This window comes from Brevundimonas sp. (genome assembly GCF_030704825.1).
GTDB lineage: Bacteria > Pseudomonadota > Alphaproteobacteria > Caulobacterales > Caulobacteraceae > Brevundimonas.
The window spans coordinates 1-18,527 of the sequence record NZ_JAUYNX010000034.1 but is presented as its reverse complement, the minus strand read 5'-3'; the positions used below and the strand labels follow the sequence as shown (position 1 = coordinate 18,527).

Annotated in this window: 24 protein-coding genes, 1 tRNA gene and 1 pseudogene; 4 read left to right on the top strand and 22 right to left on the bottom strand. The window is 69.2% G+C overall.

Features of this window, described 5'->3' with window-relative positions:
• Positions 1-287: 287 nt before the first annotated feature.
• Entirely contained in the window at positions 288-1,700 is a 1,413-nt protein-coding gene (locus Q8Q71_RS15165) for an alkaline phosphatase PhoX (RefSeq protein WP_305760436.1), read from the top strand.
• On the opposite strand, the gene Q8Q71_RS15160 is transcribed toward Q8Q71_RS15165, so the two are convergent.
• A complete protein-coding gene (locus Q8Q71_RS15160; protein ID WP_305760435.1) occupies positions 1,669-2,736 on the bottom strand; it encodes a COX15/CtaA family protein in 1,068 nt (355 codons plus the stop codon). The genes Q8Q71_RS15165 and Q8Q71_RS15160 overlap by 32 nt on opposite strands.
• A 135-nt stretch (positions 2,737-2,871) precedes the next feature.
• Between Q8Q71_RS15160 and Q8Q71_RS15155 the strand changes: the two genes are divergently transcribed.
• Positions 2,872-3,123 carry a transglycosylase gene (locus Q8Q71_RS15155; RefSeq protein ID WP_305760434.1) on the top strand — a complete coding sequence of 84 codons (252 nt, stop codon included), beginning with the start codon at positions 2,872-2,874 and terminating at the stop codon, positions 3,121-3,123.
• A gap of 1 nt (position 3,124) precedes the next feature.
• Positions 3,125-3,325: a DUF2842 domain-containing protein gene (locus Q8Q71_RS15150; protein ID WP_305760433.1), complete on the top strand. Its 201-nt coding sequence runs from the start codon at positions 3,125-3,127 to the stop codon at positions 3,323-3,325.
• An 80-nt stretch (positions 3,326-3,405) separates the two neighbouring features.
• Here Q8Q71_RS15150 and Q8Q71_RS15145 read toward each other — a convergent pair.
• The 7 genes from Q8Q71_RS15145 to Q8Q71_RS15115 all read right to left on the bottom strand — a co-directional run bounded on the left by Q8Q71_RS15145 (position 3,406) and on the right by Q8Q71_RS15115 (position 7,534).
• Positions 3,406-3,482, bottom strand: a tRNA-Pro gene (locus Q8Q71_RS15145).
• Positions 3,483-3,536: 54 nt separating this feature from the next.
• Positions 3,537-3,962, bottom strand: coding sequence for a MerR family transcriptional regulator (locus tag Q8Q71_RS15140; protein ID WP_305760432.1), 426 nt, complete (start codon positions 3,960-3,962; stop codon positions 3,537-3,539).
• Positions 3,963-3,966: 4 nt separating this feature from the next.
• Positions 3,967-4,275 (bottom strand): integration host factor subunit alpha, encoded by a 309-nt coding sequence (locus Q8Q71_RS15135; protein WP_305760431.1) that lies wholly within the window; start codon positions 4,273-4,275, stop codon positions 3,967-3,969.
• A gap of 77 nt (positions 4,276-4,352) precedes the next feature.
• The gene (locus tag Q8Q71_RS15130; protein WP_305760430.1) at positions 4,353-5,330 is read right to left on the bottom strand and encodes a beta-ketoacyl-ACP synthase III; all 978 of its coding nucleotides are present in this window, start codon (positions 5,328-5,330) and stop codon (positions 4,353-4,355) included.
• Complete coding sequence (gene plsX, locus Q8Q71_RS15125) at positions 5,327-6,373, bottom strand: phosphate acyltransferase PlsX (protein ID WP_371315973.1); 1,047 nt, start codon at positions 6,371-6,373, stop codon at positions 5,327-5,329. Before plsX ends, Q8Q71_RS15130 begins: the two co-directional genes overlap by 4 nt.
• 124 nt (positions 6,374-6,497) lie before the next feature.
• Positions 6,498-7,010, bottom strand: coding sequence for a DUF177 domain-containing protein (locus tag Q8Q71_RS15120; protein ID WP_305760428.1), 513 nt, complete (start codon positions 7,008-7,010; stop codon positions 6,498-6,500).
• Positions 7,007-7,534, bottom strand: coding sequence for a ubiquinol-cytochrome C chaperone family protein (locus Q8Q71_RS15115; RefSeq protein ID WP_305760427.1), 528 nt, complete (start codon positions 7,532-7,534; stop codon positions 7,007-7,009). Before Q8Q71_RS15115 ends, Q8Q71_RS15120 begins: the two co-directional genes overlap by 4 nt.
• Positions 7,535-7,622: 88 nt before the next feature.
• Here Q8Q71_RS15115 and Q8Q71_RS15110 point away from each other — a divergent pair, with 88 nt between their 5' ends.
• On the top strand, positions 7,623-8,099 hold the full coding sequence (locus Q8Q71_RS15110; protein WP_305760426.1) for an outer membrane protein assembly factor BamE: 477 nt from the start codon (positions 7,623-7,625) through the stop codon (positions 8,097-8,099).
• 114 nt (positions 8,100-8,213) lie between these two features.
• On the opposite strand, the gene Q8Q71_RS15105 is transcribed toward Q8Q71_RS15110, so the two are convergent.
• The 14 genes and pseudogenes from Q8Q71_RS15105 to Q8Q71_RS15040 all read right to left on the bottom strand — a co-directional run.
• On the bottom strand, positions 8,214-10,361 hold the full coding sequence (locus Q8Q71_RS15105; protein ID WP_305760425.1) for a sodium-translocating pyrophosphatase: 2,148 nt from the start codon (positions 10,359-10,361) through the stop codon (positions 8,214-8,216).
• A gap of 173 nt (positions 10,362-10,534) precedes the next feature.
• On the bottom strand, positions 10,535-10,951 hold the full coding sequence (locus Q8Q71_RS15100) for a hypothetical protein (protein WP_305760424.1): 417 nt from the start codon (positions 10,949-10,951) through the stop codon (positions 10,535-10,537).
• 37 nt (positions 10,952-10,988) lie between these two features.
• Complete coding sequence (gene thiL, locus Q8Q71_RS15095; protein ID WP_305760423.1) at positions 10,989-11,978, bottom strand: thiamine-phosphate kinase; 990 nt, start codon at positions 11,976-11,978, stop codon at positions 10,989-10,991.
• A gap of 7 nt (positions 11,979-11,985) precedes the next feature.
• Positions 11,986-12,516 carry a transcription antitermination factor NusB gene (gene nusB, locus Q8Q71_RS15090; RefSeq protein WP_305760422.1) on the bottom strand — a complete coding sequence of 177 codons (531 nt, stop codon included), beginning with the start codon at positions 12,514-12,516 and terminating at the stop codon, positions 11,986-11,988.
• Entirely contained in the window at positions 12,513-12,977 is a 465-nt protein-coding gene (ribH, locus tag Q8Q71_RS15085; RefSeq protein WP_305760437.1) for a 6,7-dimethyl-8-ribityllumazine synthase, read from the bottom strand. Before ribH ends, nusB begins: the two co-directional genes overlap by 4 nt.
• Complete coding sequence (gene ribB / locus Q8Q71_RS15080) at positions 12,971-14,104, bottom strand: 3,4-dihydroxy-2-butanone-4-phosphate synthase (RefSeq protein ID WP_305760421.1); 1,134 nt, start codon at positions 14,102-14,104, stop codon at positions 12,971-12,973. The genes ribH and ribB overlap by 7 nt, the downstream gene beginning before the upstream one ends.
• The gene (locus Q8Q71_RS15075; protein WP_305760420.1) at positions 14,104-14,694 is read right to left on the bottom strand and encodes a riboflavin synthase; all 591 of its coding nucleotides are present in this window, start codon (positions 14,692-14,694) and stop codon (positions 14,104-14,106) included. The genes ribB and Q8Q71_RS15075 overlap by 1 nt, the downstream gene beginning before the upstream one ends.
• On the bottom strand, positions 14,694-15,335 hold the full coding sequence (locus Q8Q71_RS15070; RefSeq protein ID WP_305760419.1) for a RibD family protein: 642 nt from the start codon (positions 15,333-15,335) through the stop codon (positions 14,694-14,696). Before Q8Q71_RS15070 ends, Q8Q71_RS15075 begins: the two co-directional genes overlap by 1 nt.
• A complete protein-coding gene (gene nrdR, locus Q8Q71_RS15065) occupies positions 15,335-15,793 on the bottom strand; it encodes a transcriptional regulator NrdR (protein ID WP_305760418.1) in 459 nt (152 codons plus the stop codon). Before nrdR ends, Q8Q71_RS15070 begins: the two co-directional genes overlap by 1 nt.
• A 7-nt stretch (positions 15,794-15,800) precedes the next feature.
• Positions 15,801-17,084, bottom strand: coding sequence for a serine hydroxymethyltransferase (glyA, locus tag Q8Q71_RS15060; protein WP_305760417.1), 1,284 nt, complete (start codon positions 17,082-17,084; stop codon positions 15,801-15,803).
• Positions 17,085-17,190: 106 nt separating this feature from the next.
• Positions 17,191-17,586, bottom strand: a complete 396-nt coding sequence (locus tag Q8Q71_RS15055; RefSeq protein WP_305760416.1) for a GFA family protein — start codon at positions 17,584-17,586, stop codon at positions 17,191-17,193.
• A gap of 77 nt (positions 17,587-17,663) precedes the next feature.
• Positions 17,664-17,843, bottom strand: coding sequence for a hypothetical protein (locus Q8Q71_RS15050; protein WP_305760415.1), 180 nt, complete (start codon positions 17,841-17,843; stop codon positions 17,664-17,666).
• Positions 17,840-18,310, bottom strand: coding sequence for a hypothetical protein (locus Q8Q71_RS15045; RefSeq protein ID WP_305760414.1), 471 nt, complete (start codon positions 18,308-18,310; stop codon positions 17,840-17,842). The genes Q8Q71_RS15050 and Q8Q71_RS15045 overlap by 4 nt, the downstream gene beginning before the upstream one ends.
• Before the next feature lie 64 nt (positions 18,311-18,374).
• A pseudogene (locus tag Q8Q71_RS15040) lies at positions 18,375-18,527 on the bottom strand (5-aminolevulinate synthase); the annotation flags it as partial.

Genomic DNA, 18,527 nt, shown 5'->3' with positions numbered 1-18,527 from the left:
CGTTCCAGGACTGTTCCGCCGGGACAGCCTGCCCGCCGGAGGCGCTGCGGTAAGGCGATAAGACCGCCACCGGACGCAAGCTTCCGGAAAACCCGCCGCGCGGAGCGTTCGTCTTTCGCCGAAACGGTATCCAGTCTGCTCTTCCGGGCGAAGGCCCGGACGCTCCGCCTGCCTCCCGTCTCACCGACCGCAACCGCGGGCGGCGCTTTCGGCCGCCTGTCACAGAAGCATGATGACCGCCGCGCCCGCTCCGGGTCATAAGCGGAGCAGCCCCACCCGGAGTCTCCATGCGTCCCCATCGTCGTGACCTGATCGCCGGCTCGGCCGCCGCCTTCGCCTTCGCCGGCCTCGCCCGCAATGTGCAGGCCCAGACGGCGGCGATGGAAGAGACCTACCTCAACGAGGTCCATGGCTACGGCCCCCTGATTCCCGATCCCAACCGGCTGCTCGACCTGCCGGAGGGCTTTTCCTACCAGGTTATCTCCCAGAGCGGCGACACCATGGACGACGGCCTGTTCGTCCCCGGCCAGCCCGACGGCATGGGTTGTTTTCCGCTCGACGGTTCGCGCGTGGCCCTGGTGCGCAACCACGAACTGAAGGGCTCCAGCGGCCTGCACCGCAACCTAGGTCCGGGCGGCTTCCATCAGGAACGGATCGGCCTGCTGGACCCGGCCCGGGGGTACGACACCTACAAGGACGGCCGCCCCCTGCCCGGCGGCACGACCACCCTGATCTATGACCTCGAGACCCGCCGCGTCGTGCGCCAGTTCCTGTCCCTGGCCGGCACCAGCACCAACTGCTGCGGCGGCCAGACCCCGTGGGGCAGCTGGCTGACCTGCGAGGAAACCGAACAGACCCCCGCCGGCGCGGACGTGACCCGGGACCACGGCTATGTCTTCGAGGTGCCCGCCAATGGGACAGGCCTGGCCGCTCCCGTTCCGCTGAAGGCCATGGGCCGGTTCGAGCACGAGGCGGTCTGCGTCGATCCCCGCACCGGCATCGTCTATCTGACCGAGGACAAGGTCGACGGCCTGTTCTACCGCTTCATCCCGACCACGCCCGGCAAACTGGCCGAGGGCGGCCGGCTCCAGGCCATGGCGTTCAAGGGCAAGCCCGGCGCCGACACCACCAACCACGAAGCGCGGGAATGGGCCGTCGATGACTGGCGCGAGGTCGTCTGGATCGACATGGAGGACGTCGAGTCTCCCAACGCCGACCTGCGTCAACGCGGTCACGCCGCCGGCGCGGCCCTCGTCGCCCGGGGCGAAGGCGTATTCTGGGGCGACGGCGAGCTGTACATGACCGCCACCGCCGGCGGGCCGCTCAAGCGCGGCCAGATCCTGCGCTACGTCCCCTCGCGCATCGAGGGCCGGCGCGGCGAAAGCCTCGTCCCGGGCCGGATCCAGCTGTTCCTCGAAAGCGCCGACATCCGGACCCTGAACATGGGCGACAACATCGTCGTCGCGCCCTGGGGCCATCTGGTCGTGTGCGAGGACAACTATTCCACCGACCTGCGCAACCACCTCAAGGGCGTCACCCCGGACGGCAAGCTCTATACGATCGGCCGCAACGTCTTCACGGGAAACAGCGAGTTCGCCGGCGCCTGTTTCTCGCCCGACGGACAGGTCCTGTTCGTCAACATCATGTACCCCGGGATCACCTTCGCGATCAGAGGCCCCTGGACCTCGGTCCGGACGTGAACAGCCGCGCCTGCGAACGGCGCACCAGCCACAGATTGACCGTCGCCGCCGCCAGCACCAGCGCCGCCCCGGCCTGGTGCAGGGCCCCCAGCCACAGCGGCGTGGCGTTCATCAGCGTCGTGACCCCCAGCAGGGCCTGAAGCCACAGGGCCGCGGCCACGGCGAAGGCCGCCGCGCCCAGCCCCTCGGCCAGCCGCCAGCGCCACGCCTGCACTGCATAGGCCGTGCCGCCGATCAGCAGCCCGTAGGCCCAGATCCGGTGATTGAACTGGACCAGCGCCTGGTCGTGCAGGAAGGCCAGGGCGCCCCGGCCCCAGTCGGCCGGCGGCAGGACGGCGCCGTTCATCAGCGGCCAGTCGGTATAGACGAAACCGGCCTTGGCCCCCGCCACCAGCCCGCCCAGCAGGCACTGGACGAAGACCGCGCCGAGCAGGACGGCCGCGCCCCGGCTCCAGCCCATCGGAGAGCGGCTGTGGGCCTCGCCGTTCCACGCCTCCAGCCCGGTCCAGATCAGGCCCATGAAGATCAGCAGCGCCAGACCCAGATGGACCGCCAGCCGCTCGGGCGCCACGTCGACCCGTTCCGACAGGCCGCTGGACACCATCCACCAGCCGATCAGCCCCTGCAGGCCGCCGAGGGCCAGCAGGACGGCGCAGCGCGCGATCAACCGCCTCGGCATCTGGCGCAGGATCAGAAAGACCACGAACGGCAGGGCGAAGGCGGCCCCGATCATCCGGCCCAGCAGCCGGTGCGCCCACTCCCACCAGTAAATGCCCTGGAATTCGGCCAGGCTCATCCCGGCGTTGACCTGGGCGTACTGCGGAATGGCGCGATATTTCCCGAACGCCTCGTTCCAGTCCGTCGCGTTCATCGGCGGCAGGGCGCCCATGATCGGCTTCCACTCGGTGATCGACAGGCCCGACCCGGTCAGGCGGGTGACGCCCCCGACCACGACCATGGCGAACACCAGGGCCGCACAGGCGAACAGCCAGATCGCCACCGCCCGGTTCTGATCGCCCCCGATGAAACGCTTCATTCGACGCCTGCCGTCCCGACCGTTACAGTGCCGGCGCGTCACTGGTCCGACGCCGGCCCGACGGGTATGCCCGCCGGGGGCGGCGAGATCGAGTCGCTTTTCGGCGTCGCATCGCCGCAAGTCTGGAGAGGCCGGTTGCAATACCTCGACATCGCCGTCGCCGTCCTCGGCGCCTTCGCACTCGCCTGGCTGGCCGACCTGGTCACCGGCCGCCGCGGCCTGTTCGCCACCTCGCTGGTCTCGGGGGTCGCCGCCGTCTGCGGCTGGTTCCTGGCCATCCGCGTGTTCGCCGTCGGATCCATGGACGGCTGGAGTTGGGTGGTCTGGTCGCTGGCGGCCTCGGCCCTGGCTCTGGTCGGCTTCTTCCTGTTCCGGAACAAGCGCTGACATGGGCCCGCGCGGCCGACGATTCGTCGCCATGCTCGGCGTCCTCGCCTTCCTCGTCGTCTGGATCTGGGGCGCGATCGCGATCCGCGGCCTGCTTCCGCCGGGCCAGTTGATCGACCTGCTGGTCTACGCCGTCGCCGGCGTCGGCTGGGGCGTGCCCCTCTATCCGCTGTTCCGCTGGGCCGAGGGCGGCCGAAGGTGACACGGTCGTCCACGGTCGCCCAAATGCAAAGGGGCCGCCCGAAAGCGACCCCTCTGACCAACCGTCTTCATTGAGGAAGATGGTCGGAGCGACAGGATTCGAACCTGCGACCCCTTGACCCCCAGTCAAGTGCGCTACCAGGCTGCGCCACGCTCCGAGAGGCGCTCCCTATAGACGGGGTTCGCGGCGCCGCAAACCGAAAAAGCGACCGTCAGGCGCTTCTCGACAGCACCGCTTCCAGACGGGCTCGCGCGCCCTCCAGCTCGGCCAGGACCTGACGCAGGCGGATCGAGGACGAGCCCCCGCCTTTCGAGGCCGAAGCGGCCGCTGGCGCGGCGCCCTCGGGCTCGAACGCCACCGTCCCGTCGGGGTCGCCATAGTGGGCCAGACGCCTGAGCCCCTGCTCCTTGTGCAGGCGTTGGACGCCCTTGATGGTCAGCCCCTCGTCGTGGAGCAGCCGCTTGACCGCCTTCAGCAGCACCACGTCCTGCGGCCGGTAGAACCGTCGCCCGCCGGCCCGTTTCAGCGGCGTCAGGAAGACGAATTTGGTCTCCCAGAAACGCAGCACGTGCTGCGGCGCCCCGACCTCGGCGGCCGCTTCGGAAATCGTCCTGAAGGCGTTGGGGCTCTTGGCCACGGCGTCAGCCGGTCACGACGGCGTCGTGAACCCGGCCCTTCATGATCTGCGAGGCGCGAAAGCTGATGACCCGGCGCGGATGGATGGCGGCCGGCTGGCCGGTCTTGGGATTGCGCCCCATGCGGGCGCGCTTTTCGCGCACCTGGAAGACGCCGAACCCCGACAGTTTCACCGTCTCGCCGCGCTCCAGCGACTCGATGATCAGCTCGAGCGTGCGTTCGACCATGGCGGAGCACTCCTGTCGGGACAGGCCCACCTCCTCGTGCACCGCTTCGCACAGATCGGCGCGCGTCAGGGTCTGGTGTTCGGGCAAAGGTCCGCTCCCCTCCAAAGGTCGGTCGCCGGACATAAAAGGGCAAGCGTCGTCAAATGGAAAGGTGGAAATACGCCTTACAAACGAAAGGCGCAGGCGCCCCAGGTCAGGCCGCCGCCCATGGCCTCCATCAGGACCAGATCGCCGCGCTTGATGCGGCCGTCCCGGATGGCGGCGTCCAGCGCCAGCGGAATCGAGGCCGCGGAGGTGTTGGCGTGCAGGGCCACGGTCGAGATCACCTTGTTCTCGTCCAGTCCCAGCCGGTCCCCGACGCCCTTGATGATCCGCTGGTTGGCCTGGTGGGGCACGAACCAGTCGACGTCGGCCACCTCTATACCCGCGGCGGCGCAGGCGGCGGTGATGGCTTCGGCGATATTGACCACGGCGTGGCGGAAGACCTGGTTGCCCGCCATCCGCAGGTGGCCGACCGTGCCCGTCGTGGCGGGTCCGCCGTCGACATACAGCAGGTCCGTCTTGGTTCCGTCGCAGCGAAGGGCGAAGCCCAGCACTCCCTGGTCGGCCTTGGTCCCCTGCCCTTCGCGCGGTTCGACCACCACGCAGCCGGCTCCGTCGCCGAACAGGACGCAGGTCGACCGGTCCGTCCAGTCCATCAACCGGGTCATTTCCTCGGCGCCGATGACCAGGGCGCATCGGGCCATGCCGCGGGCGACGAAGCCGTCGGCGATGCTCAGCGCATAGACGAATCCCGAACAGACCGCCTGGACGTCGAAACCGATGCAGGTCGGCGCGCCCAGCTTGCGCTGGACGATCGAGGCCACGGACGGGAAGGTCATGTCGGGCGTGGTCGTGGCGACGATGATCAGATCAACCTCGGCGGCGGTCCGGCCGGCGTCGGCCAGGGCCTTCCTCGCGGCCGCGACGGCCAGGTCGCTGGTCGGCTGGTCGTCGCGCGCCTTGTGGCGCTGCCTGATGCCCGTGCGTTCCTGGATCCACGCGTCCGAGGTGTCGACGATCTGCGCCAGATCGGCGTTGGTGACGACCTGTTCCGGCAGGAAGGAGCCGACGCCGGTCACGGCGCTGCGAATGACGCTCACTGGGGAGTCTCCATGGCCGCTTCCGTCGGGGCGGCGGGCGGCTGTTCGAGCACGGCGGTCAGGCGGCTGAAGCTCTCGCTGACCTTGATCAGATAGTCGCTGCGGGCCAGTTCGACAGCCACCCGGATAGCGGCGCCATAGCCGCCGGGCGTCGCCCCGCCGTGGCTTTTCACCACGATCCCGTTGAGGCCCAGCAGAGGTCCGCCGTTGTTGGCGTTGGGGTCGATCTTCTGACTCATGCGCTTCAGCGCCGGCATGGCCAGCAGCGCGCCCAGCTTCGACGTCAGGCTGGAACTCAGGGCTTCCTTCATCAGCCCGGCGATGAATTTGGCCACGCCCTCGGCCGTCTTCAGCGCGATATTGCCGGTGAAGCCGTCGGTCACGACCACGTCCACCGTGCCCTTGGCGATGTCCGTGCCCTCGACGAAACCGAAATAGTCCAGCCCGAAGCCGCCCTCGCGCAACAGGCGCGCGGCCTCGCGCACCTCCTCGTGGCCCTTCATGTCCTCGGAGCCGACGTTCAGAATGCCGATGGTCGGTTTCACGACGCCGTGGACGGCGGTCATGAACGCCTCGCCCATGATGGCGAACTCGACCAGCTGGGCCGCGTCGCTCTCGACGTTGGCGCCGACGTCGAGCACGGCGGTGACTCCCTTCGGCGTCGGCCAGCCGGCCACAATGGCCGGCCGCTCCAGTCCGGGCGCGGACATGCGCAGCAGCAGTTTGGAGATGGCCATCAGGGCGCCGGTGTTGCCCGCCGAGACCACGGCCCCGGCCTCGCCCGACTTGACCGCCTCGATGGCGTTCCACAGGCTGGAGCCCTTGCCCCGGCGCATGGCCTGGGCCGGCTTTTCGTCCATGGTCACGACCTTGTCGGTGTGACGGACCAGGCAGACATCTTCCGTCAGCGCGCACCTGGCCATTTCGGCGCGGATCGCCGTCTCGTCGCCGTGCAGCAGGAAGCGCACGCCCTCGCCGCCATGACGTTTGCGGTAGTCTCGCACCCCGGCCACCACGACCGACGGACCGTGGTCCCCGCCCATGGCGTCGAGCGAAATCAGGATCGGGGATGACAAGCCGTTTCGACTCCGTCGCGCCTCAACGGGGCGCTCGTCAGGGGGCGACGATAGCGTCGCTCCGGGGGGATGCAACCGCGCCGCCGTTGCGTCAACCTTCGTCAGAGGGTCGAAGCTGCTTCAGCACCGCGAAGGGCGAGATTTCCGCGGGTTCGGGCGGCTGGACGAATTCGGCGCCCGGCTTGCGCGGGAACGGGTCCAGCCGCAGTGCCAGCTGTTCGACGGCGTACTGGCCCAGGTCGATCTGGCCGTTCTCGATCAGGTCGGGCGACTCGTCGTCCATGGTGATGACGATCTCCTCCGACTCCTCGTCCACCGCCTCGGCGAGCGTCAAGGTGAAAGGGGCGTCGATCTCAAGCGGCAGCGGCTCCAGGGTGATGCCGCAGGTCTGGGCCAGGCTGGCCCGAATCCGGCCGGACAACCGCCAGCCGGCGTCGGTCGGGGCCAGGTCCATCTCGGCCGTGAAGGAGTCCAGCGAGGCGAGATCCAGCGCCCTGGCGATGCGCGCCCGCGCCGCCGCGTCGGGCTCCAGGGTCCGCTTCACGCCGCCGGCGACCTGATGCAGGCGGACGGGCTCGCTGAAAGGAAGATCCGGAAGAGTCATGCGCCGACCTCCGCCCAGGCCGGAGCGCTCGCCACGGCGTCGAAATCCTGGGTCGCCAGCCGGGCGCGGCTGGCCAGGGCGTAGGCGGCCAGCGCGGTCGCGGCCTCGACGTCTCCGGTCTCATAGACGTTGCGGGCCAGACTGACGGCCAGCGCCGCCGCGTCGCCCTCGCGCAGTGGAATTTCCCAGGCCGTCATCCGCCCGTACAGGGCCTCGCCCAGCTTGCGCATCTTCTTGCCGACCGAAATGTCGCCTACGCCCAGTTCCCGCAGGGCATGATCCAGGGCCGAGACATAGGTGTCGAACAGGTCCTGGGCGGCCTCGTCGCCGCGCCCGCCCTCTTCGCGCAGACGCATCGCCAGCAACAGGACGTGAAGGGTGTACAGCTCGAACCGCGCGTCGATGCGGTCGGCCACGCCCAGCCGGGTGTAGAACGCCGGATGGCGCGCCTGGCGCACCGCCTGTTCATACAGCGGCTGACCCAGACGCTCTCTGGGGCGGGTTCGGAACAGATTCTGAAGCATGTCATGCGGCCCCTTTTCCGCCGCGCCGTTGAACTAAGGCTCGGGTCCGGTTAGGTCAAAGACCTTGTTGAAGTCGCAGGCGCCGCAAATGCTCCGTACGAACCTCCTGATCGTCGCCCTTTCGGCCGCTGCGCTGACCAGCGCCTGCGCCCCGGTGGTGGGCCAGAACGGTTTCCAGGCCATCGACGCCAAGCCGACCGACATCGTCGCCGGCACGGACACCAAACAGACGGTGCTGGCCCGCCTGGGCACGCCGTCGACGACCTCGACCTTCGAGAGCGACAACGTCTGGTACTACATCAGCCAGGTGACCGAGAAATACACCTACAACCGGCCGCAGGTGACCCAGCGGTCCGTAACCGAAATCACCTTCAACGAGGCCGGTCAGGTGGCCGAGGTCCGCACCCTCGGCCTCGAGGACGGCCAGCGGGTCTCCATGAACGGTCGCGAGACCCCGACCCGCGGACGCCAGCTGACCATCCTGGAACAGCTGCTCGGCAACGTCGGCCGCGGCCAGCTGCCCCGCACGGACGAGGATCAGCCGGGCCAGCAGCGCCGGGACTAGGCTCTCGCTTCATCGCCGGCACGAAGAAGGCCCCGGAGATCGCTCTCCGGGGCCTCTTTGATTCCCGACGGACCGGAGCCTCCCGGCGCGAGCCGGGAGGATGGAACGCCTGGCCTAGAACACCTTGCCGCTGGCCAGCACCGCCAGAAGCAGCAGGGCCACGATGTTGGTGATCTTGATCATTGGGTTCACCGCCGGACCGGAGGTGTCCTTGTAGGGATCGCCGACCGTGTCGCCGGTGACGGCGGCCTTGTGAGCCTCCGATCCCTTGCCGTGGACGACGCCGTTCCGGTCGGTGAAGCCTTCCTCGATCACCTTCTTGGCGTTGTCCCAGGCGCCGCCGCCCGAGGTCATCGAGATGGCGACGAACAGGCCGGTGACGATCACGCCCATCAGCATGGCGCCGAGGGCGGCGAAGGCGGTGGCCTTGTCGGAGATCGACAGCACCGCGACGAACAGGACGATCGGCGACAGCACCGGCAGCAGCGACGGCACGATCATCTCCTTGATCGCCGCCTTGGTCAGGATGTCGACGGCCCGGCCGTACTCGGGCTTGACCTCATAGGTCATGATGCCCGGGTTCTCGCGGAACTGGCGACGCACCTCGGCCACGACCGACTCGGCCGCGCGGCCCACCGCCATCATCGACATGCCTCCGAACAGGAAAGGCAGCAGCCCCCCGAACAGCAGGCCGACGACGACGTACGGATTGGTCAGGCCGAAGTCGATCTCGCCCATGCCCGCGAAGAAGGGGAACAGGTCGGGATTGGCGGAGAAATAGTCCAGGTCGGAGGTGTAGGCCGCGAACAGCACCAGGGCGCCGAGCCCGGCCGAACCGATGGCGTAGCCCTTGGTGACGGCCTTGGTGGTGTTGCCCACCGCGTCGAGCGCGTCGGTCGAGTGACGGACTTCCGAAGGCAGGCCCGCCATTTCGGCGATACCGCCGGCGTTGTCGGTGACCGGACCGAAGGCGTCCAGCGCCACGATCATCCCCGCCACGCCCAGCATGGTGGTGGTGGCGATGGCGATGCCGAACAGGCCCGCCAGCTGATACGAGGCGACGATGCCGACGATGATCGTCAGCGCCGGCAGGGCGGTGGACTCAAGCGAGACGGCCAGGCCCTGGATGACATTGGTGCCGTGGCCCGAGACCGAGGCGTTGGCGACCGAGCGCACCGGGCGGAAGTTGGAGCCGGTGTAGTATTCGGTGATCACCACGATGGCGGCGGTGACCAGCAGTCCGACCATGCCGGACCAGAACAGGCTCATCGGTTCGATGGTCAGTCCGCTGTTGGTGACGATCGGCCCGGTGACCAGCTGGTCGATGACGAAATAGACCGCAACGGCCGACAGCAGGCCGGTGACGATCAGGCCCTGGTACAGGGCGCCCATGATGTTCTGCTTCTTGCCGAGGCGGACGAAGAAGCTGCCGATGATCGAGGTGACGATGCAGACGCCGCAGATGGCCAGCGGCAGCAGCATCAGGGTGTCGACATAGGGCAGGTCGCGGAAGAAGATCGCGGCCAGCACCATGGTGGCGACCGTGGTCACCGCATAGGTTTCGAACAGGTCGGCCGCCATGCCGGCGCAGTCGCCGACGTTGTCGCCCACGTTGTCGGCGATGGTCGCGGCGTTGCGCGGATCGTCCTCGGGAATGCCGGCCTCGACCTTGCCCACCATGTCGCCGCCCACGTCGGCGCCCTTGGTGAAGATGCCGCCGCCCAGACGGGCGAAGATGGAGATCAGCGAGGCGCCGAAGCCCAGGGCGACCAGGCCGTCGATGACCTCGCGGCTGGTGGACTCATAGCCGGCGCCGGCGGTCAGAAAGGCGTAGTAGCCGGCTACGCCCAGCAGGGCGCCGCCCGCCACGAACATGCCGGTGATGGCCCCTGAACGGAAGGCGAGATCCAGCCCCTTGGCCAGGCTCTCCGACGCGGCCTGCGCCGTGCGGACGTTGGCCCGCACCGAGATCAGCATCCCGGCGAAACCGGCCAGGCCCGACAGGACCGCGCCGATGACGAAGCCGATGGCGGCCCAGACGCCGATCAGAAAATAGGCCGCGACCAGGATCACGACCCCGACCATGGCGATGGTGGTGTACTGGCGGCGCAGATAGGCCGAGGCGCCTTCCTGGATCGCCGCGGCGATCTCGCGCATCTTGTCGTTGCCGGTGCTGGCCTTCATCAGCGAGGCGGTCTGGATCAGCCCATAGAGGACCCCCAGCGCGCCTGCGGCTATGACCAGCCACAGATAGTTGCTCATGACGTTTCCAAATCCTGTGAACTTCAGACGCCCGGTCCCTTGGCGCGGCGGGCGTTATTCGCCTCTGTCCGCCTTCCGGTCCCCCCGTGCGCACCGGACGCAGGTTGCGTCCTTGGGGAATTGCGGCCGAAACGTGCCAAAAGCCGGGGGCCGACGCAACAAGGGAATGCGGTTTAGCCGCCCTGGACGCCCGTTCGCCGCCGGGGCGCCTGGCTGACGATCTCGACCCGGGTGACCGCCCCGCGTCCGGCGATCGTCGCGGCGGAGCGCATGAGGCTGGCCGACAGGGCGGCGGGGTCGATCCGGGTCCAGTCGTCCGGCACCACGAAGGGCGTCCGGTGGCCCGCGCGGACCAGGGCGTCGCGCAGGAAGGCTTCCTTGGTGCGCATCGCTTCGGGCGTGGTCGACCCGCCCAGATGCAGGCGCAGCGAGACGAAGACGTAGTTGCGCAGCCGCCCGCCGGCGATGATCGGCAGACCCACGCCCGGCATACTCAGGCTCTGGCCGCCCGACGGCGCGTCCTCGGCCGCAGCCGTCGTGGCGACGGCGGTCAGGGCGGCGGAGGCGGCGATGAGGTCACGACGGCGCATGACCCCATCTAGACGGCCACGCCTTGAGATTTCGTTGTCAGCCGTGGGTGAAGCCGGGGCGGTCGAAGACCACGGGCTGGCCGCCGAAGCGGGCGACCACGCCCTCCCCCGCCGTCACCCGTCCGATCCGGGTCAGGCGCAGATGCCGCCGCTCGGCCTCGCGCCGCAGGGCGGCCTCGTCGCGGGCCGGAGCGGTGAAGGCGATCTCGTAATCGTCGCCGCCGGTGACCAGCTTCTCCAGCGCCGCCTGCTGGTCGACCCGGCCGTCGAACCAGGCCTGCCCGGCCGCCGACAGCGGCACGGTCTCGAGGTCGATCTCGATCCGCACCCGGCCGGCCCCGGCCAGATGACCCAGATCGGCGATCAGGCCGTCGGAAACGTCGATGGAGGCGCTGGCCAGGTCCCGCACCGGCCCGGCGAAATCGAGGCGCGGCGTCGGGGTCCGGTAGTGGTCCGACAGGGCCGCGATCCGCCCGGGATCCAGCGACAGCCGGCCCCGGATCGCCTCAAGGCCCAGCCATCCGTCGCCGATGGCGCCCGTCACGAACACCAGATCGCCGGGCCGGGCGCCGACGCGGCCCACCGCGCGCCCCTTGGGAATCCAGCCGAGCATGGTCATGGAGAAGCCCGCCGGCCCGGGCGTCGCCACGGTGTCCCCGCCCAGCAGGGCGACGCCGAACGCCTTCTGGTCGGCCCGCAACCCGTCGGCGAAGGTCATCCGCTCGGGCCAGCCGCAGCGCTCGGACCAGTGGCAGGCCAGCAGATAGCCGAACGGCTCGGCCCCCTTGGCCGCGAGGTCCGACAGATTCACCCGCATCAGCTTGCGGGCCACCGTATCGAGCGGGTCCGAGGGCAGGAAATGGACGCCCTCGACGATCGCGTCCTTGGTCAGGACCAGATCGTGGCCGGCGCGCGAGGGCACGACCGCCACGTCGTCCAGCAGGCCCCGTCCCCACTCCGGATGGGCGAGGGGCGCGAACAGCCGCCGGATGGTCTCGAACTCGCCGGCGACGTCGACCGCGGGCATGGCCGTGTCAGCCCCCGGACCGGGCGTCTCGCGCGACGCCGTCGAGGGCGGCGTTGACGAATTTGGCCTCGGCGTCGTCGAAGAAGGCCTTGGCCAGTTCGACGTATTCGTCGATGACGATCTCGCGCGGCACGTCCTGGCGCTCGCGCAGTTCCCAGGCTCCGGCGCGCAGCAGGGCGCGCAGGGTGGAGTCGAGGCGCTCCATCCGCCAGTTGGACGCCAGCCGCGCCTTGACCGCGTCGTCGATGGCGCGCTGGCCGCCGACCACCCCGCGCACGATCCCGGCGAACCAGTCCTCGTCGGCCTCGGCCAGCGGTTCGCCCTCGATGTCGGCGTCGAAGCGGTGGTTCGAGAACTCGGCGATGACCGTCTCGACGCCCTCGCCGGCCAGCTCCATCTGGTACAGCGCCTGGACGGCGGCGAGGCGCGCGACGGTGCGGGCCCGGCGCTGGCGGCTGGTCAGCTGCGGCTCGGCGCGCTGTTTCTCGGCCTCGGCGAGTTGCTCGAGCACGGATTTGAGGCTGGCGGGTTCGGTCACGCGCCCAGTCCTACGCGCAGCCGCTTGCGCAAGGCAATGAGATCGAGACAGGCCCGGGCCGCCCCGCCGCCCTTGTCGCCTTCGCTGATGCGGGCCCGGGCCCAGGCCTGGTCCTCGTCCTCGGTCGTCAGGATGCCGTTGCCGATCACCACGCCGTTGAGGCCCAGATTGCAGAGACCGGCCGCCGACTGGTCCGAGACGATCTCGAAATGATAGGTCTCGCCCCGGATGACGCAGCCCAGCGCGACGAAGCCGTCATAGCGCGGCGCGGTCGGATAGCGGCCGGCCTCGACGGCCAGGGCGATCGCCGTCGGCACCTCCAGGGCGCCGGGCACGGAGACCACGTCGAACTCGGCGCCCTGGGCGCGCAGGGCGTCCTTCGCCCCCTCAAGCAGGGCGTCGGCCAGATCGTCGTAGAAGCGCGCCTCGACGATGAGGACGCGGGCGGGGTCGGTTACGATTGGTCTGCTCCATCCATGTCGCGCCAGCCCACGATCCGCAGGCCGTAGCCTTCCAGCGCCGTGGGATTGGGCCGGGTCGAGCTCATCACGATCATGTCGCGAACGCCGAGATCCAGCAGGATCTGGGCGCCCACGCCATAGTTTCGCAGGGCGCGGTCGACTGCCGCCGGCTTCCCGACGCCCGACAGCCGTTCGGCCAGTCCCTGCAGCTCGGGGTCGCGCAGGAAGACGGTGACGCCGGGCCCGGCGTGTTCGCTGATCGCCTTCAGCGCCCGCGGCACATAGTTCTGTCGCGCCTCGACATGGCCCAGCAGGTCGGCGGCGAAATCGACCTGGTGCATGCGGACCAGCGTCGGCTTGCCCGGCTCGATCTCGCCCCGGACAAGGGCCACGTGTTCGACGCCCTCGAGGGCGTTGCGGTACAGCATCAGCCGGAACGGGCCGCCGTGGACGCTCTCGAACGGCGTGTCCATGACCCGCTCGACCATCCGCTCGGTGCGGCGGCGATAGGCGATCAGGTCGGCGATGGTGCCGATCTTCAGCCCGTGCAGCTGGGCGAAGGCGATCAGATCCGGCATCCGGGCCATGGAGCCGTCGTCGTTCATGATCTCGCAGATCACCCCGGCGGGCGTCAGGCCGGCCATGCGGCTGATGTCGACCGCCGCCTCGGTGTGGCCGGTGCGGACCAGAACGCCGCCGTCGCGGGCGACCAGGGGGAAGACGTGGCCGGGCGAGACGATGTCCTCGGCGCCCTTCGTCGGATCGGCCGCCACCTGCACGGTGCGGGCGCGGTCGGCGGCGGAAATGCCGGTGGTGACCCCCTCCCTCGCCTCGATCGAGACGGTGAAGGCGGTGCCCATGCTTTCGCGATTCTCGGCCGCCATCGGCGGCAGGCGCAGCTGGCGGGCGCGGTCGGCGGTGATGGCCAGGCAGATCAGGCCGCGCGCGTGCCGGGCCATGAAATTGATCTGGTCCGGCGTAGCGAACTGGGCCGGAATGATGATGTCGCCCTCGTTCTCCCGGTCCTCGGCGTCGACGAGGATGTAGGGCTTGCCGTTGCGGGCGTCCTCGAGGATGTCCTCGATGGGGCTGATCGGGCTGTCGTTCATGTTCGCGGCCAATTGCATCACGCCGTCTCCTGCCACCGCGCGAGGTATCGCGCCAGCATGTCGATCTCCAGATTGACCGCATCTCCGGCTTTCAGGGAGCCGAGCGTCGTGACGTCCCGGGTGTGGGGGATGATGTTCAAAAAAAAGGTCCGGCCCTCGACGGCGTTGACCGTCAGCGACACGCCGTCGACCGTGATCGAGCCCTTGGCGGCGATATAGCGGTGCAGCGGCGCCGGGGCCTCGATCTCGATCCGGTGCGAACCGCCCTCCGGCGTGACCGAGACGACCCGGCCGAGGCCGTCGACATGGCCCGAGACGACGTGGCCGCCCATCTCGTCGCCCAGCTTCGCGGCGCGTTCAAGATTGACCCTGTGGCCCTCGGCCCAGTCGCCCAGGGTGGTCTTCGACAGGGTCTCGCCCGAGACCTCGACGGCGAACCAGCCCGGACCCTTTTCGGTAACCGTCAGACAGCAGCCGGCGTGGCTGATCGAGGCGCCGAGATCGACGCACGCCGTGTCCCAGACGGTCTCGATCTCGTAGCGGCGGTCGCGCGCGGTCTCCTCGACCTTCCGCACCTTGCCAATGTCGGTGACGATCCCGGTGAACATCAGAGCCTCTCGTAGCGCTCCCACAGGTCGTCACCGCGAGGCTCGGCCGCAAGGCGCCGGAATCTGGGGGCGTCGGCCAGCTTCGCAAGGGCGAGCGCCGCGACGCAGGGCCGGCCCTCGCCGCCCAGCAGGATCGGCGCGCGGAACCACTCCAGGCGGTCGACCAGGCCGGCGCGCAGGAAGCTGGCCGCCACCTGTCCGCCGCCCTCGATCAGCACCGAGGAGACCCCCCGGCGCTTCAGCGCCGACAGGCAGGCGGCGACCGAGGGGCGGCCTTGATCCGCCTCGACGCGCTCGACGACAGCGGTTCCGACCGGCGACGGCTCGGCGACGGTCAGGATCAGGCTGTCGCCTTGCGCCACCCGGGCGGTCGGCGGCGTGCGCAGGCGACTGTCCAGCACGACCCGCAGCGGCTGATCCACCGGGCGGCCCGGCAGGCGGCCGGTCAGTTCTGGATCGTCGGCCAGCACCGTCTCGACGCCCACCAGAATGGCGTCATGGGCGGCGCGCAGGCGGTGGCCTTCCAGCCGCGCCGCCTCGCCCGTGATCCACCGGCTCTCGCCCGAGGCCGTGGCGATCCGGCCGTCCAGCGAGGTGGCCAGCTTCAGCGTGACGCGAACCCTCTGGTTCGAGACGGGCATCAGCTTTCGTCCAGACCCTCGTCGCCGAGGAACCGGGCGAAGTCGCCGGTGTGGCGGAAGTCCTTGTAGACCGAGGCGTAGCGGACATAGGCGACCTCATCGACCGACTTCAACGCCTTCATGATGAAGTCGCCGACCGTCGAGGACGGAATTTCGGTCTCGCCGAGGCTTTCCAGCTGCCGGGTGATGCGGCTGACCAGTTGCTCGATCTGTTCGGCCTGCACCGGCCGCTTGCGCAGGGCCACGTTCAGCGACCGCTCCAGCTTGTCGCGGTCGAACGGCGCGCGGCGGCCGTTGCGCTTGAGGATCATCAACTCGCGCAGCTGCACCCGCTCGAAGGTGGTGAACCGCCCGCTGCACTGCGGGCAGGACCGGCGGCGGCGGATGGCGGCGCCGTCGTCCGACGGGCGGCTGTCCTTCACCTGGGTGTCCTGATGTCCGCAGAAAGGGCATTTCATCAGAGGGTTATCCGTAAATCGGGAAGCGGCGCGTGAGCTCGCGCACCTCGCCCGCGACGCGTTGCGACACGCCGGCGTCGGCCTCGTCCGTCCCCTTCATCGAGTCGATGACGTCGGCGATCCAGTGGCCGATCTGCTGGAACTCGTCGACGCCGAAACCGCGCGTCGTTCCCGCCGGCGTGCCGAGGCGGACGCCCGAAGTGACGGTGAAGGGGGCGGTGTCGAAGGGGACGCCGTTCTTGTTGCAGGTCATCAGGGCGTGCTCCAGCGCCGCCTCCGTGGCCTTGCCCGTCACGCCCTTGGGCCGCAGGTCGACCAGCATCAGATGGCTGTCGGTGCCGCCCGAGACGATGGCCGCGCCGCGCTCGACCAGCACGGCGGCCAGGGCCTGCGCATTCGTCACGACCTGCTTCGCATAGAGCTTGAACTCCGGCTTCAGCGCCTCGCCGAAGGCCACGGCCTTGGCGGCGATGACATGCTCCAGCGGCCCGCCCTGCAGGCCCGGGAAGACGGCCGAGTTGATCTTCTTGCCCAGCTCGATGTCGTTCGACAGCACCATGCCGCCGCGCGGGCCGCGCAGGGTCTTGTGAGTCGTGGTGGTGACGACGTGGGCGTGCGGCAGCGGGTCGGGATAGACGCCGCCGGCGATCAGGCCCGCATAGTGGGCCATGTCGACCATCAGATACGCCCCGACGCTGTCGGCGATCTCGCGGAAGCGTTTGAAGTCGATGTGGCGGCTGTAGGCGCTGGCGCCGGCCAGGATCAGCTTCGGCTTTTCCTTCCCGGCCATTTCCGCGACGTGGTCGTAATCGATCAGGCAGTCGTCCTCGCGCACCTTGTAGGTCACGGGTCGGAACCATTTGCCGGACTGGTTGGCGGGCGAGCCGTGGGTCAGGTGGCCGCCGGCCGCCAGATCCATGCCGAGGAACGTATCGCCCGGCGTCAGCAGCGCCTGGAACACCGCCTGGTTGGCCTGGGCGCCCGAGTGGGGCTGGACGTTGGCGAAGGCGCAGCCGAACAGCTGCTTGGCGCGTTCGCGGGCCAGGTTCTCGGTGACGTCGACGTATTCGCAGCCGCCATAATAGCGGCGGCCCGGATAGCCCTCGGCGTATTTGTTGGTCAGGACCGAGCCCTGCGCCTCCAGCACCGCCTTCGAGACGATGTTCTCGGAGGCGATCAATTCGATCTGCTCCTTCTGCCGGCCCAGTTCGCCCTGGATGCCGCCGAAGATGTCGGGATCGGCCTCGGCGAGGCTCTTCGAGAAATAGTCGGCGTGGGTGAAGGCGGTCACTCGAATCCCCGATGCAGGCGTGGCGGTCTGGAAGGCGACCTATCTAGGCCCCTGTTCCGCCGACCACAACATCTGGGGGGCTGGCGCCGCCCGCACCCGCATCCGCCTACCAGCTGTTCCGTCCGTCGATGGCGGTGACCTTGATCTGCGACATATCCAGGTCGTCCACCATGTTCAGGTTCACGGCCGCCTTGCGCCCGTCCGGCACGCCTTCCGTCTCGCCTGGCTTCAACGTGCCGTCGTTGTTGTATTTCGAGGACCAGTCCGGCGAGAAGCCGTGCGTATTGCCGCCGCACGTTCCGCAGAAATGATGCTGGTTCAGCCCGGTGGCCGAATAGACGCGGTCCTCGCTCGCCGCGATGGTCAGGTCCTCGGGCGCATAAGAGCCCCACACCGCGCCGGTGCGCTGGCAAAATGTGCAGTTGCAGGTACTGGCCTCGGCCGGAGGCCCCGGCAGGGTGATCTTCGTGGCTCCACAGTGACAGGCGGCGGTCAGGGTCATTTCAGAACTCCATTGGCTGGTCCGGCTTTCCTGGCATCCACCTGTGTCAGGAGTTGTCAGCAGGCTGCAGCAGCCTGTCAGCGTTCCAGGGCCCGCCTCAGCTTGGCGAGCGCCACCCGTTCGACGCCCCTGGGATCGTTGGCCGGACCGACGGCGCTGACCTCGCGGCCCGTCGCCACGTGGACGGCCGAGCATTTCAGCCAGGCGCCGTTGCGGGTCAGCTCCAGGATCACCCCGCCCTCGTCCTCGCCCGTCATTGCGTCTCCGCCGGGACCGGGTTGGCGTCCTGCCAGACGATCAGGGTCTCGCGGAGGTCCAGCAGATTGGCGATCACCAGGTCCTCGACGGCCTGCATCGACCCCTGCTGCGAGCCGACCTGGGACTTCACAAGATGTCCGTCGCGGCTGGCGGTCAGGTTGTCGCTGTAGATGAAGGCGTAGTTCAGCATGCGATCGGGGCCGTCGGGCTGACCGGGCGCGAGCCAGGCGAACACGGTCAGGTCGGCCGCCGCCTCGGCGCTGGACTCGACCAGGCGCAGGCCGGGCGTCGCGGCGATGCGCATGCGCAACGATCGGATGAGCTCGTCGGTGCGGACGCCGGGTTGTCCCGCGATGGGGTCGCTGACGACGACCGGCATGACCCGCGGCGCATCCTGCGCCAGGGCGGCTCCGGCGATCAGCAGCGGCGCCAGCAGGGCCGCCAGAAGCATCCGGATTGAGCGCATGTCGTTGGTCCCCCTGCACCCAGCCTAGCAGATCGATCCCGGACGCCAACGCCCGGGAGACGGATCAGGCGACGGCGGGCATGCGCGCCACGTTGCAGCGGGTCCACAGCTTGTCCATGGCGGCGACGAGGTCGTCCATCATGGCGTCGTCGTGGTTGGGCGACGGGGTGAAGCGCAGCCGCTCGGTGCCCTTGGGCACGGTGGGATAGTTGATCGG